Below are 12651 nucleotides of genomic sequence, written 5' to 3' on the forward strand. Positions count from 1 at the left end.
CCTGGACCTGGGACGACCATCCGCATGCATCGACTGAACAACCTCCGATGGGGCCGGTGGCTGGGATTTTGCCTGATCCTGCTGTTCGCCGCCTTTCCCGCCCGGGCCGACGAGCAGGCGGCCTGGGCAGCCCTGGAACAGGGCGGCCACGTCGCCCTTATGCGGCACGCCGTGACGGTTCCTGGGGTGGGCGATCCTCCGGGGTTCCGCCTGGACGATTGCGCCACACAGCGCCTGCTGTCCGATGCCGGGCGGGACTGGGCGCGGCGACTCGGCGCGGACCTGCGGAAGCGCGGTGCGGCAGCGGGGCGGGTGCTGACCAGCGCGTGGTGCCGCTGCGTCGAAACCGCCGAACTGATGGATCTGGGGCCGGTGGAGGTGTTCGAACCGCTGAACTCCTTCTTCGGCACCGGCGATGACGGCGCGAGGCAGACGGAAGCCGCGAGGGAGCTCATGGCGGCGTGGCGGGGTCCGGGGATGCTGGTGTTGGTGACCCATCAGGTCAATGTCACCGCCTTGACCGGCATCTATCCGGCATCGGGGGAAATCGTGGTCCTGCGCCCGGGCGGGGAGGTCGTGGGCAGGATCCGTCCCTGACCGAAGTCGCACCTATACCGAAAGGCATTAGGTTACTGCTTCTGTACAGGGTTGCCCAATCTTTGGCGATCTGGCAGAAAAAAGGCCGCCTCGAGAGCGGCCTGAGTCTAGGGAGGAAACGCCCAACAAGGGCGAAGCAGCAATCGCTTGCTGCAATGCAAAAATTAAAGGATGCGCTCGCAGATGCAATATCGAAGCGAGCACCAAGGCGAATTTCGAGCACGTTACCGGGAAGGTGTTGCTTTTCGGCAACGCTTTGCGGGATGAGCGGCCTGATCAGCTCCCTGATGCCGGGATGCATGCGCCGCAGGATCCGGTTTATATCCTGGCATCCCGCGGCGGCTCGGCCATGGTCATCCTACCTTTCCGGGTCGCTGCATTCTTTTTCAGGGAGCGCGCTTGGGCGGAAAGCCCGACGGCGGAACTTCCCGCTCCTCGGTCGTGTGGGCGGTTTCCTCGCCTTGGGTGGGTTCGGGGACGCCGCCCGGCGCATAGGGCGGCATGGCGGGGTCGTCGCCGGGATGACGCGGCGGAACGGGTCTTTCCCCGGGCTTCCTCAGATCGCGCTTGTCGGTCATGTCTCTTCTCTCCCTGCCCGTATTGCATGATTGCGATACGCGAATAAGGGGATTGGAGGCGAAAAGGTTCAGCCCGCGGTTCTTCAGGCCGATCCCTGAAGAAGATAACCGGTGACCAGGAACGCGGCGACTCCCAGCAGCACCGAAAGGCCCAGCAGCATCCAGGCATTCACCTCGAACCGGGAGGAGCTTGCCCCCGCTTCGTCGAAGACGGTCGTCATGACGGCGCGCCTGGCCTCGGGATCGGTGAAGCACTGTTCGACCTTGGCCCGTTCCACCTTGCCGGTGCCCAGGGCCTCGCGCGCCCGGGCGAGGGCGGCGTCCAGGCTGTCGATCGTGTCGCTGGTCTGCCAGACTCCCCGCCTGAGGGTTGCCAGGGTATAGGTCACTCGGCGATTCGACGCTGGTGCGGACATGGACGCTTCCCGGATCTTGGACGTTGGATCATATGATAGTATTTCTAATGTTTTTACCGGAGGTTAATCCGATCGAATGCATCCGATTGCCCCGTCGCGCGTCGGCCGGCCAAGCCTATGATGCCCGTCCGCGAAGGGGCGAGCCTGAATCGAAAACGACCTGCCGAGAGGACTGATGGGGGACGCGACCCTGATCGTCGGCCGCAACAGCCTGCTTGCCAGGGCTTTGCGCGACTGTGGAGGCGTTCCGAACTGCCGTTACGTCGGGCATGACGAGCTGGATCGGCCGGATCTGCTCGACGGTGTCGGCCGGATCGTCAATTTCGCCTATCATCCCGAACTCAGGAGCGGGCCGTACCGGGCCGACCTGGATATCGACCTTCGCCTGGGACGGGCGGCGGCGGAGTTGGGTCTGGGGTACGTCATGCTCAGCACCCGCAAGGTCTATGCGCCGGAATACGCCTTCGGGGCGGCCGAGGAAAGCCCGGTCGGCCCGGTTGATCCCTACGGCCGCAACAAGCTGACGATCGAGCGGGTGCTGGCCAACCTCCTCGGCGAACGGCTGACGATCCTGCGGGTGGGAAACGTCGTCGGGTACGATCGTCTCGACGCCCGGTCCAGCTTCATGAGCTTGATGCTCGGAAGGCTCGCCGGCGAAAACCGGATCGTGCTCGACGTCAGCCCCTTCGTGCGGCGCGATTTCCTGCCGGTCGAACAGGTGGCGGCGGCGATCAAGGCCGTACTCAATCATCGGCTGGTCGGGACCTACAATGTCGGGTCCGGCGGCTGCGTCGAGGTGGGTCGCATGGCTTTGTGGGTGATCGAGGGGTTCGGCCGGGGCGAACTGGTCGTCACCTCGCCGCGCATCCATGACGAGTTCGTCCTGGATGTCGCCAAGATCACGTCGGCGACCGACTGGTCATGGCGGAGCGGCGCGCTCCCCGAATATTGCCGCAGTCTGGGGCGCCGCCTTGCCAAGGCGGAGAGCCGGACCGACGGATAGCGCAGGCGGATCGGGCAAAAGCGCTGAAGACTCCACAGCCTTAACCCAAAAGTCCTATCCTGTTGGATGTATGTTGTCTATTGGGCACACCTGATGCACAAACGCGCGGCAATGCGTCCGCATGGTTGCTTGCTTTGGCGTTTCTGGCTTCATTAGGGTCGGCCGGTCCGTTAAAGGCCGGCTCGAAGGGCCTTTTTAGTATGTTCAACAGATTGCCATTTTCGGTGGGGGCGATGAATATCAAGACTTTGCCACTGCTCTTCGGTGCGGCCGCACTGCTGGCGGGGACCAGCACCGCGGTGATTGCCCAGGAGCTTCAGCGCGGGGCCAGCGTCCTGGACCGCCCGCGGCCGGAACTGGATCCGTTGGGCATCCGCCAGGGCGGTTTCCTGATCTTCCCGAAGATCGAGCTTGGCACCACCTACGACGACAACGTCTTCGCCTCCGATACCGACGAGGAAGGCGACTTCCTGTTCCAGGTGCTTCCGTCGGTCGCCGTGCAGTCGGATTTCAACCGTCACCAGCTGCGCTTCGGCGCCGGCGCCGACATCGGCCGCTATGCCGACAACACCAGCGAGAATTACGTCGACTATTTCGTCACCGGCGGCGGGCGCTTCGACATCACGGGCGAGTCGGCCGTGTCGCTGGACCTTGCGCACCGCAAGCTGCATGACGACCGCGGCGACCCGGACACTCCCGATGCGGCGGCCGAGCCGGTCGAGTTCACCCGAAGCGGGGCGGAGCTGGAATACACCCAGCGGTTCAACCGTTTCCTGACCAGCTTCAGCCTCGGAGCCGAGAACGAGGACTATGACGACGTCGCCTCGATCGGCGGGATCAACCTGGACCAGGACGACCGCGACAACTGGGCCTACACAGCCACGGGCCAGATCGGCTACGACCTGTCGCCCGGCTACCGGCCGTTCGTCCGGCTGACCTACATCCGCACGGAATATGATGAGGGCACCCTGCCACCCGACAGCGATGGGTACGAGGCGGTGGTCGGCACCACGATCGACCTGACCTCGCTGCTGACCGGCGAAGTGTTCGCCGGCTACCTCTCGCGGGATTACGACGAGGAGGTCTACGGCGATTTCACCGGCGTCGCCTATGGCCTGTCGCTCGATTATGCCGTGACGCAACTCACGACCATTTCCGGCGACGTCTCCCGTGGGATCGAGGAAGGCTTCGGGACCACTCCCAACCCGCGCGACCGTTCGACCTTCCAGATCGGGGTCGATCACGAACTGTTGCGCAACGTGATCCTGTCGGCGCGGGCGGAGTATCGGATCGACGACTACGAGTCGACCGACCGCGAAGAGGACTTCTACCTGCTGCAAGCCGGCGCCACCTATACGCTGAACCGGAACTTCTATCTCCGGGGCACGTACACTTTCTCGCGCCGCGACTCCAACCAGGCGGGCGACGACTATGACCGTAACCTGATCGCGCTGCGTCTCGGCGCCCAGCTCTGACGGTCATCCGGATCGGTTCGATCCATCGGCGGCGCCTGCCCGGCAGGCGCCGCCATTCTTTTTGGGACGCATCCGAAATCTCCGGTGGTGGCGATAACGTTTCCCCCAGGAGCCACGGCGGCGATGATGGCCCGAAAGATCGGTAATGCAGACGTCTACCGGTCGATGCATAAAAAATCACAAACAATGCAATCAATTACTGCCATAGGCTTAATTCCTCTCCTCTTTTTCAGTTTAGGCGCATTGTCGATAGTATTCGCGTGGTCGTAAGGGGGCAGGAATGCGGAGTGACCGCATTCCGGAGGGCCGGTCAGGCGTGATAAAGCCCCGCGACGATCCGGCAAGGCCCAGAGATAGAGGAACCGATGCTTTTTGCTACCTGGAAGAAAGTTGCGACCGGTTGCGTCGTGGCCGTGAGCTTGGCGGCCTGCCAGAACACCGGCTCGAACGCGCCGCTGGAGACGCAGACCGCGACCGTTGGCGAGTACCAACTGGGAGCAGGCGACGAAGTCCGTATCACCGTTTTCGGCCAGGAGCAGCTCTCCGGCACTTTCCGCGTCGATGGCGCCGGATATGTCGCGATGCCGCTCGTCGGCGAGGTCGAGGCCAAGGGCAAGACGTCCCGAGAGCTGGAGACGGCCATCGCCCAGAAGCTTAACGAAGGCTATGTGCGTGATGCCCGCGTCAGCGCCGAAGTGATCACTTTCCGACCCTTCTACATCATCGGAGAAGTCAACAATCCCGGCCAGTATCCCTATGCCAACGGCATGACGGCGACCACGGCCGTCGCCATGGCGGGCGGCTACACCTATCGCGGCCGCCAGGACTACATCCTGGTCACCCGGGGCAACGATCCGGAGAAGGTCGAGCGGCGCGCCCCGATCAACACCCGGGTTCTGCCGGACGACGTCGTCCGCATTCCCGAACGCCTGTTCTGAGCCGCGGCATCATGGAAATCGTCGAGACCGAGATCCCCGACGTCAAGCTGCTGACGCCCCGCAAGTTCGGCGACCACCGCGGCTTCTTCGTCGAGACCTACAACCGCAAAGCCCTGGAGGGTATCGGTTTCACGAAGGAATTCGTGCAGGACAACCACTCCCTGTCGGTTCCCGTGGGCACCGTCCGCGGCCTTCACTTCCAGCTCGAACCCTATGCGCAGGACAAGCTGGTCCGCGTGGTCAAGGGGGCGATCCTGGACGTCGCGGTCGACCTGCGGCGCGGATCCCCGACGTTCGGCCGGCACGTCAAGGCCCGCCTCGACGCGGAGTCCGGCCGCCAGATCCTGGTTCCCGCGGGCTTCGCCCACGGTTTCGTGACGTTGGAGCCGGATACGGAGGTCATCTACAAGGTGACCAACTATTACGCTCCCAGCCACGACCGGGGCCTTCTGTGGAACGACCCTGACCTGGGGATCGAGTGGCCGGTGGCCGGCGACCAGGCCGTGCTGTCCGACAAGGACAAGGTGCAGCCGCGCCTGCGCGACCTGAAGGATGCCTTCTGAGGCCTGAAGGGTACCTTCTCAGGAGAGTATCGCGACGGTCTGGAGAGTGTGAAAGGGGGACCCTGATAAGAGCACCCCGATTTCCTCTCCAGACATCGCGGAACGAATGCTAGGCATCTCCGTTCGATTAATCGAGTAACTACCGAAGCGATAGCTGTGGACAGAGCGGCAGTCGCTTAAAATGGTCACAGACAAGGGGCGAAGAACCCGAGCCCTTGTTTCTAGACCTGAAACGTCTCTAGACCCGAAACAATTACGGTCAACGCAGCGGGGCAGCATATTCGCGGAGATCGCGAGCCCCGTGCTTTGCACCATTATGCACCAGCCGAGGAATATACAATGCAGCGTGTGATGGTCACCGGCGCCGGCGGTTATATCGGCACAACCCTCGTTCCGATGCTGCTCGACCAGGGCTATGCCGTGCGCGCGGTTGACCGGTTCTTCTTCGGTCATGAACTGCTGAAGTCCCACCCTGACCTGGAGATGGTCCGCGAGGACGTCCGCCGCCTCTCCGTGTCGGATTTCGCCGGAGTCGATGCGGTCATCGACCTCGCCGCCATTTCCAACGATCCCAGCGGCGAGCTGTTCCAGGACGTGACCTGGGCGGTCAACCACCGCGCCCGGGTCCGGTGCGCCGAGCTGGCCAAGCAGGCCGGCGTGAAGCGTTATGTCCTGCCGTCGTCCTGCAGCATCTACGGCTTCCAGCCCGACGGCGTCGTTGCCAACGAGGAAACGGCAACCAACCCGCTCACCACCTATGCGAAGGCCAACGAGCAGGCCGAGCATGGCGTGCTGCCGCTGGCCGACGACAACTTCACCGTCGTGGTCCTGCGCCAGGCGACCGTCTACGGCTACAGCCCGCGCATGCGGCTGGATCTGGCCGTCAACGGCATGACCTTCGGAGCCTGGAAGACCAGCAAGCTGCCGCTGATGCGCGACGGCTCCCAGTGGCGCCCGATGGTCCATGTCCGCGACACCGCGTCGGCCCAGATGTTCATGCTGACCGCGCCCGCGGAAAAGGTGAACGGCCGGATCTTCAACGTCGGTTCCGAAGCCAACAACTACCAGATCGGCAAGCTGGCGCAGATCGTCGTCGATACCCTGCCGAACAAGGTCGAGATCGAGTGGTACGGCGATGCCGACACCCGCTCGTACCGCGTGTCGTTCGACCGCATCGAGTCGCTCGGCTGGAAGGCCCAGCGGGTCGCCGAGGACGGCATCCGGGAGATCGCGGCGAAGCTGGAGTCGGGAGAGCTGGACCGCACGACCGAGACGATCACGCTGGACTGGTACAAGAACCTCGTGAAGTGGCACGAAATCATCCGGAAGGTCGAGCTGTACGGCGGCATCTTCGATATCCCGGAAGCCGAGGCCGAAAGCCTGCGCCGTTCGGAGGCGGCTGAATGAAAGGGATCATCCTGGCCGGCGGGTCAGGGACGCGGCTTGCTCCCATCACCAGCGTGGTGAGCAAGCAGCTTCTCCCCGTCTACGACAAGCCGATGATCTACTACCCGCTCAGCACCCTGATGCTGGCGGGAATCCGGGACGTGCTGATCATCACCACGCCTCAGGACCGCGACCTCTTCGCCCGCCTGCTGGGTGACGGCTCCCGCTGGGGCATGAATCTCAGCTACGCCGTCCAGCCCAGCCCGGACGGCCTGGCCCAGGCGTTCCTGATCGGCAAGGACTTCATCGGCAACGACCCGGTCTCCCTGATCCTTGGCGACAACATCTTCTTCGGCTACGGCATCACCGACCGCCTCCAGCGCGCGGCCAAGCTTACCGACGGCAGCGTGGTGTTCGCCTACCAGGTCAGCGATCCGGAACGGTACGGCGTGGTCGCCTTCGACCACGCGGGCCGGGTGACCGACATCGAGGAGAAGCCGGCCAAGCCGAAGTCCAACTTCGCGGTCACCGGCCTGTACTTCTACGACAGCGACGTCGTCGGCATCGCCAAGGACCTGAAGCCCAGCGCCCGCGGCGAGCTGGAGATCACCGACCTCAACCGCGTCTACCTGGACCGCGGCAAGCTCTCGGTCGAACTGCTCGGCCGGGGAACCGCCTGGATCGACACCGGGACCCATGACAGCCTCCTGAACGCCGGCAACTTCATCGAAGTGATCGAGGCCCGGCAGGGCCTCAAGGTTGCCTGCCCCGAGGAGATCGCCTGGCGCATGGGGTACATCACCGACAGCCAGCTTGCGGAACTGTCCGCATCGCTGATGAAGTCGGGCTATGGAAAATATCTGCTTCGGCTGCTCGAGCAGGATTTCTCCGGCTGGCAGCCGGAGTTCAAGTCGGACAGCGAACACATCTGATTATCCGGGCGCCGTCGCCTGACGGCCGCCCCCCAAGGGAGATTATCATGCAGCACAGTCCGGAGATCCGGATCGGTGTCGTCGGCACCGGCTTCATTTCCTCGCATTTCATCATGGCGCTGGACCGGCAGAAGGGCTTCACGGCCTCCCGGGTCCTGACCCGCCGCCCGGTCGAGGGCTGCACGGGCTTTCCCCGGCCCGAGCTGCTGACCAATTCCCTGGCGGACCTGATCGAGAATTCCGACGTCGTGCTGGAATGCACCGGCGACGCGATCCACGCGACGGACGTCGTGGCCGCGGCGCTCAGCGCCAACCTGCCCGTGGTCACGATGAATTCGGAGTTCCATATCACCGCCGGATCCTATTTCGTCGGCAAGGGCTTGGTGACCGAGGCCGAGGGCGACCAGCCGGGCGACCAGGCGGCACTCCGCGAGGACGCGCTGGAGATGGGTTTCGAGCCGCTGGTGTACGGCAACATCAAGGGCTTCCTGAACCATGATCCGACCCTGGAGGACATGACCTACTGGGGTAACCGGAGCGGCATCAGCCTGCCGATGGTGACCTCGTTCACCGACGGCACCAAGGTTCAGATCGAGCAGGCCTTCGTCGCCAACGGCCTGGGCGCCGAAATCGCGAAGCCGGGCATGCTGGGCGTTCCCGAGGACGACCTGAAGGCGGGCGGCACCCAGCTTGCCGAAGCCGCCGACAGGCTCGGCAAGCCGATCAGCGACTATGTCCTGTCGCTCAAGCTGCCACACGGCGTCTTCATCGTCGGCAAGCACGATCCCCGCCAGAAGGGCGCGCTGCGTTACCTGAAACTGGGCGACGGCCCATACTATGTCATCCTGAAGCACAATATCTTCGTGCACCTGGAGATCCTGAAGACGATCAAGCGGGTCGTCAACGAGCGGCGCATCCTCCTGGACAACTCGGCCGCGCCGGTCGCCAGCGTCTGCACCGTGGTCAAGCGCGACCTTAAGCCGGGCGACCGGATCGCGTCGGGCATCGGCAGCTTCGACGTGCGCGGCGAAGCGGTGCGCATCGCCGACACCGTGGGCCACGTTCCGATCGGCCTGCTTGCCGATGCGGTGATCACCCGTCCCCTGAAGCGCGGCGACATCATCCGCATGGAAGACGTCGAGCTTCCGGACAGCCTGGCCCTCCGGGCCTGGAAGGAAATCGAGCGCTCGGCGCTGAACGCGAGCCAGGTTCGGACGGAGACGCGGACGGCGATCGCGTCCTGACCGAGGGGGGATCCCTCCGAGGTATATACCAACGCACCCCGGAGGGAACCCTGGACCCGGCCCCAGATTGATAGGGGCATGGTTTCCGACTACTGACCGTGGCATCAACCGTGTGTTCAAAGGTACAACCGACGTATGCGTAACTTTTTCCGGAAACGGCGTAATCCCCAGTTCGGTGAGGCCGGCGCAGGTGAGAATGTCCGGCCGGATCTGGACCCGCGCGTGACACCGTTCGGGCCGCGGCTGGTGTCCGACCTGGGCGGTTCCGACCTGGGCGACTCCGACCTTGACGATGATTCCGACCGGGGAGAGGGGGAGGACGCGGATCTTGCGCTTTCCCGCCAGGGCGGGCTCGGGCACGCCGGCAATGCGGCCGAAGACCGCGGCCTGATGATGCGGTCCGCATCCGGCCTGCTGCATGCCCGGAAGGGAGACGACCATCCGGCACCGCGGCCTCGGGGTGACGACGAGGATTTGGAACTGCCGCGCTTCTCGCTGCCGGTCGCCGGAACCTTGCGGTCGCGGGCGAGCGGGCATCTCCCGGGCCTGACTCCGGAGCTGAACAAGGCGCTGCGCGAGGCTTTCACCCCGACGCGACCGAAGCAGGAAGTCAATTCCCTGTTCGTCGGCAGGCTGAACACCCTGCGCCGCATCATCGCGGCGATCGAGGAGGAGCGGGCGCACGTAGTCCTGTTCGGCGACCGCGGCCGGGGCAAGACCTCGCTCGCCAACGCCATCCAGCAGATCGCCCAGCAAGCGGGATATTTCACGCTGAAGTTGACCTGCAGCGCGGAGCTGAGTTTCGAGGACATTTTCCGGAACTTCCTGAGGAGGATTCCCGGTACCTTCTACCGGTCCGAGGTGGACAACCCGTTCGCCGCCCGGCGCACCATGTCGAGCTTCGACGAGCTGCTGCCGTCCGGCCAGTTCAGCGTGACCGAGCTGAACGACGTCCTGGCCGAAATCCAGGGCGCCCATGTCTTGCTGGTCCTGGACGAGTACGACCGCGTGACCAGCGAGGATCTGCGGAACAAGTTGGCGGAGTTGATCAAGAACCTGACCGACAGCTCGATCCCGGTGACGCTGTTCGTCGTCGGCGTGGCCGAGAGCCTGGACCAGCTGCTGGGCAAGCATCCGTCGATCCAGCGTTCCCTCGTCGCCGTGCACCTGCCCCTGATGAGCGACAAGGAGATCGACCGCATCATCGTGGCCGGCTCCGAGGCCGCGGGCGTGGGATTCAGCGAGGAGGTCCGCGACCGGATCGTGATGCTCGCCAAGGGACTGCCCTATTATGCGCAGCTCCTGGCGCTCCACGCCGCGCGGAGCGCGGTCAGCCGCGGCGCCACGCAGGTGAACGGCGCGGATCTTGCCTATGCCGTGGCGCGCTGCGTGCAAGAGGCCGAGCGGGGTATCGTGGAGGCGTACAACAAGGCTCTCGGCCCTGACCGCAAGGCGTCCTTCTCCGACGTCCTGTACGTCGCGGCGCAGTGCCGGTCCGACGAGTACGGCAGCTTCCATCCCGGAGACATGGCGCAGGTTCCGATCCGCGAATCGGGCGAACCCTTGCCGTTGCTGTCCCTGCAGTATCCCCTGAGCCGGCTGAGTGATGACGAGCGGGGAGGCGTCCTCCAGCGGATCGTCGAGCCCGGTGGCTTCCGCTATCGTTTCCGCAATCAGATGATGCGCCAATACGTGCTGATGCGCCAAGCCAAGGAGCGCGGCCTGGTCTGATCGGCCGAAACCGGTGTTCCGTACGGTATCGGTGCCGGCCGCCGGGGGCGGCGCCGATATCGTACGGGGAGTTTCAGGAGCGACTCGACCCGGCCTCCCGGGCGAAGGACCTTGTCTGGTCGGTCAGTGGGTCTTGAAGTAGATGTAGGTCGCGATCACTGCGGCCAACGACGCGAACAGGGTGGCCAGGATCAGGCAGCTCATCAGGAACTGCCTGATTTCACCTTGCTTCCACGCGCTCCGCGCGAGCAGCGCCAGATAGGCCGCTACGAACAATCCGATTCCCTGCAGGGGCGTCATCCCGGCTGGCTTCCTTCCCGCCGGGTTCTCCGATGTCTCGTCACGGGCACAATTCCTTCCGATTTCCGCAATGTGGTTCACCCCTTTGGGGGTGTCCATTGGTCGAAAGTGTGCTCGAAAGGCCGCACCTCCCCTGAATGCGGCGATGGGCGGGGTAATTCGCCTCACCCGAGTCTGGCGTAAATCGTAAATTTATATTAACCATATTTGCGACGGTTTGGCTGGCGGACGGATGCTCTGCGATCATATCCAGTGCTCCTGACGCATGCCAGGTTCAAGTACGTCGGTGTGTTCTCGGAGACCAGTGAAGACCGGGGCAGATGCATGCGCTGCCAAGTCAACTTTGCTCAGGTGGTGAATGTCGGCTCGATACGATATTGACCAGAGCGATTGTGCGGTGCACTATATGCTTAATAGCGCAGTAATCTGAAGTAACACAGTGACTTCGGGTAAGATGCCTCGTCTGCGGAAACGGAACTGGCTAGTCTTTTTTCGCGACGGTACCTCGAAATTTCGGATAAGAAAGGCTGAGAGAGTTACTCTTAACATTGGGGAGCTTTGGACCTATGTCTAACGCGTGCTCGGTTTATTCCAATGGAGAGATATCCTGTCAGTCGCCTCTGGGGTAACTTCATCCGAAAGAGAGAAGAAGGTGCGACCTGGAAAGAGACTGGACGGCTAGCGACGGCCATCCGATCGATCAACCGGCGCAAGAAACAAGAACTACAAGTACCTTTCAGCGCGGGAGCGGATTATGCAACGTACCGAAGCTTTTCTGATCGACTCGAACAAACTTTTCCGTGAAGGGCTGAAACGCCTTCTGGACGACTCACCGTTCCAGATCGTCGCCGAAGCGGGAAACCTTCGCGAAGGAGTGGCGATCGCCGAGTCCGGACTCCGGCCCCAGCTCGTGCTGCTCGATCTGGTCAACGGCGGTGACGACGAAGCGGAAGCCATGCGCCGGCTGCGGTCCCTGCTGCCGGATACCCGCATGGTCGTTCTCACGACCGACCTGTGCACCCGCCGTCTGGCCAACGCCCTCGAGGCCGGTGCCGATGGTTACCTGATGAAGGATCTCTCGGCCGACGCGCTGGCGCAGTCTCTTCGCCTGGTGATGATGGGCGAGAAAGTGTTCCCGACGCACCTCGCGGCCCTGCTGATCAGCGGCCGGGTGAACGGCAACGGGCTGGAAATGCCGATCTCCCGCAAGGGCCTGTCCCAGCGCGAGGTCCAGATCCTGCGCTGCCTGCTCAACGGCGACAGCAACAAGATGATCGCCAATCACCTGAACATCACCGAGGCGACGGTGAAGGTCCATCTGAAGAGCCTGCTGCGCAAGATCAACGCGTCGAACCGCACCCAGGCCGCCATCTGGGCCCTGAACAACGGCATCGGCGGGGAACTGACCGGCAGCGCGGCGGCTTCCATCGCCTGAGCCTGGATACGGATCATTGTCCATACCGCCCCGGGGATCAGGCGCCCGCCGAA

13 protein-coding genes are annotated in these 12651 nt (G+C 63.6%); 10 read left to right on the forward strand and 3 right to left on the reverse strand.

Annotation, left to right across the window (positions count from 1 at the left end; all coding sequences use genetic code 11):
• Positions 1-24: 24 nt before the first annotated feature.
• On the forward strand, positions 25-597 hold the full coding sequence (locus tag JL100_RS07315; protein WP_228421118.1) for a histidine phosphatase family protein: 573 nt from the start codon (positions 25-27) through the stop codon (positions 595-597).
• 386 nt (positions 598-983) lie between these two features.
• Here the strand turns inward: JL100_RS07315 and JL100_RS07320 are convergent, their stop codons facing one another.
• Together JL100_RS07320 and JL100_RS07325 are read right to left on the reverse strand one after the other, a co-directional pair.
• A complete protein-coding gene (locus tag JL100_RS07320) occupies positions 984-1175 on the reverse strand; it encodes a hypothetical protein (RefSeq protein WP_202680065.1) in 192 nt (63 codons plus the stop codon).
• Positions 1176-1258: 83 nt separating this feature from the next.
• On the reverse strand, positions 1259-1591 hold the full coding sequence (locus tag JL100_RS07325) for a hypothetical protein (protein WP_202680066.1): 333 nt from the start codon (positions 1589-1591) through the stop codon (positions 1259-1261).
• 175 nt (positions 1592-1766) lie between these two features.
• Here JL100_RS07325 and JL100_RS07330 point away from each other — a divergent pair, with 175 nt between their 5' ends.
• The 8 genes from JL100_RS07330 (at position 1767) to JL100_RS07365 (ending at position 10863) form a co-directional block, all read left to right on the forward strand.
• Entirely contained in the window at positions 1767-2594 is an 828-nt protein-coding gene (locus JL100_RS07330; RefSeq protein WP_202680067.1) for an NAD-dependent epimerase/dehydratase family protein, read from the forward strand.
• A 233-nt stretch (positions 2595-2827) separates the two neighbouring features.
• Entirely contained in the window at positions 2828-4069 is a 1242-nt protein-coding gene (locus JL100_RS07335) for an outer membrane beta-barrel protein (protein ID WP_202680068.1), read from the forward strand.
• Between the two features lie 365 nt (positions 4070-4434).
• The gene (locus tag JL100_RS07340) at positions 4435-5007 is read left to right on the forward strand and encodes a polysaccharide biosynthesis/export family protein (RefSeq protein WP_202680069.1); all 573 of its coding nucleotides are present in this window, start codon (positions 4435-4437) and stop codon (positions 5005-5007) included.
• Positions 5008-5018: 11 nt separating this feature from the next.
• Positions 5019-5570 carry a dTDP-4-dehydrorhamnose 3,5-epimerase gene (gene rfbC / locus JL100_RS07345; RefSeq protein ID WP_202680070.1) on the forward strand — a complete coding sequence of 184 codons (552 nt, stop codon included), beginning with the start codon at positions 5019-5021 and terminating at the stop codon, positions 5568-5570.
• Positions 5571-5909: 339 nt separating this feature from the next.
• Positions 5910-6977: an NAD-dependent epimerase/dehydratase family protein gene (locus tag JL100_RS07350; RefSeq protein WP_202680071.1), complete on the forward strand. Its 1068-nt coding sequence runs from the start codon at positions 5910-5912 to the stop codon at positions 6975-6977.
• On the forward strand, positions 6974-7888 hold the full coding sequence (gene rfbA / locus JL100_RS07355; RefSeq protein WP_202680072.1) for a glucose-1-phosphate thymidylyltransferase RfbA: 915 nt from the start codon (positions 6974-6976) through the stop codon (positions 7886-7888). The genes JL100_RS07350 and rfbA overlap by 4 nt, the downstream gene beginning before the upstream one ends.
• Before the next feature lie 47 nt (positions 7889-7935).
• On the forward strand, positions 7936-9132 hold the full coding sequence (locus JL100_RS07360; RefSeq protein ID WP_202680073.1) for a hypothetical protein: 1197 nt from the start codon (positions 7936-7938) through the stop codon (positions 9130-9132).
• A 222-nt stretch (positions 9133-9354) separates the two neighbouring features.
• Positions 9355-10863, forward strand: coding sequence for an AAA family ATPase (locus JL100_RS07365; protein WP_228421119.1), 1509 nt, complete (start codon positions 9355-9357; stop codon positions 10861-10863).
• Positions 10864-10986: 123 nt separating this feature from the next.
• Here JL100_RS07365 and JL100_RS07370 read toward each other — a convergent pair whose 3' ends face one another.
• On the reverse strand, positions 10987-11163 hold the full coding sequence (locus tag JL100_RS07370; RefSeq protein WP_202680074.1) for a hypothetical protein: 177 nt from the start codon (positions 11161-11163) through the stop codon (positions 10987-10989).
• A 754-nt stretch (positions 11164-11917) separates the two neighbouring features.
• On the opposite strand from JL100_RS07370, the gene JL100_RS07375 reads away from it, so the two are divergent.
• The gene (locus JL100_RS07375) at positions 11918-12598 is read left to right on the forward strand and encodes a LuxR C-terminal-related transcriptional regulator (protein ID WP_202680075.1); all 681 of its coding nucleotides are present in this window, start codon (positions 11918-11920) and stop codon (positions 12596-12598) included.
• Positions 12599-12651: the final 53 nt, after the last annotated feature.

It is taken from the genome of Skermanella mucosa, assembly GCF_016765655.2.
GTDB classification, from domain to species: domain Bacteria; phylum Pseudomonadota; class Alphaproteobacteria; order Azospirillales; family Azospirillaceae; genus Skermanella; species Skermanella mucosa.

What these genes read in the sequence shown, in the direction of transcription:
- JL100_RS07315 (WP_228421118.1), top strand. Translation starts at nt 25, where the DNA reads ATGCATCGACTGAACAACCTCCGATGGGGCCGGTGGCTGGGATTTTGC.
- JL100_RS07320 (WP_202680065.1), bottom strand. Translation starts at nt 1,175, where the DNA reads ATGACCGACAAGCGCGATCTGAGGAAGCCCGGGGAAAGACCCGTTCCG.
- JL100_RS07325 (WP_202680066.1), bottom strand. Translation starts at nt 1,591, where the DNA reads ATGTCCGCACCAGCGTCGAATCGCCGAGTGACCTATACCCTGGCAACC.
- JL100_RS07330 (WP_202680067.1), top strand. Translation starts at nt 1,767, where the DNA reads ATGGGGGACGCGACCCTGATCGTCGGCCGCAACAGCCTGCTTGCCAGG.
- JL100_RS07335 (WP_202680068.1), top strand. Translation starts at nt 2,828, where the DNA reads ATGAATATCAAGACTTTGCCACTGCTCTTCGGTGCGGCCGCACTGCTG.
- JL100_RS07340 (WP_202680069.1), top strand. Translation starts at nt 4,435, where the DNA reads ATGCTTTTTGCTACCTGGAAGAAAGTTGCGACCGGTTGCGTCGTGGCC.
- rfbC (WP_202680070.1), top strand. Translation starts at nt 5,019, where the DNA reads ATGGAAATCGTCGAGACCGAGATCCCCGACGTCAAGCTGCTGACGCCC.
- JL100_RS07350 (WP_202680071.1), top strand. Translation starts at nt 5,910, where the DNA reads ATGCAGCGTGTGATGGTCACCGGCGCCGGCGGTTATATCGGCACAACC.
- rfbA (WP_202680072.1), top strand. Translation starts at nt 6,974, where the DNA reads ATGAAAGGGATCATCCTGGCCGGCGGGTCAGGGACGCGGCTTGCTCCC.
- JL100_RS07360 (WP_202680073.1), top strand. Translation starts at nt 7,936, where the DNA reads ATGCAGCACAGTCCGGAGATCCGGATCGGTGTCGTCGGCACCGGCTTC.
- JL100_RS07370 (WP_202680074.1), bottom strand. Translation starts at nt 11,163, where the DNA reads ATGACGCCCCTGCAGGGAATCGGATTGTTCGTAGCGGCCTATCTGGCG.
- JL100_RS07375 (WP_202680075.1), top strand. Translation starts at nt 11,918, where the DNA reads ATGCAACGTACCGAAGCTTTTCTGATCGACTCGAACAAACTTTTCCGT.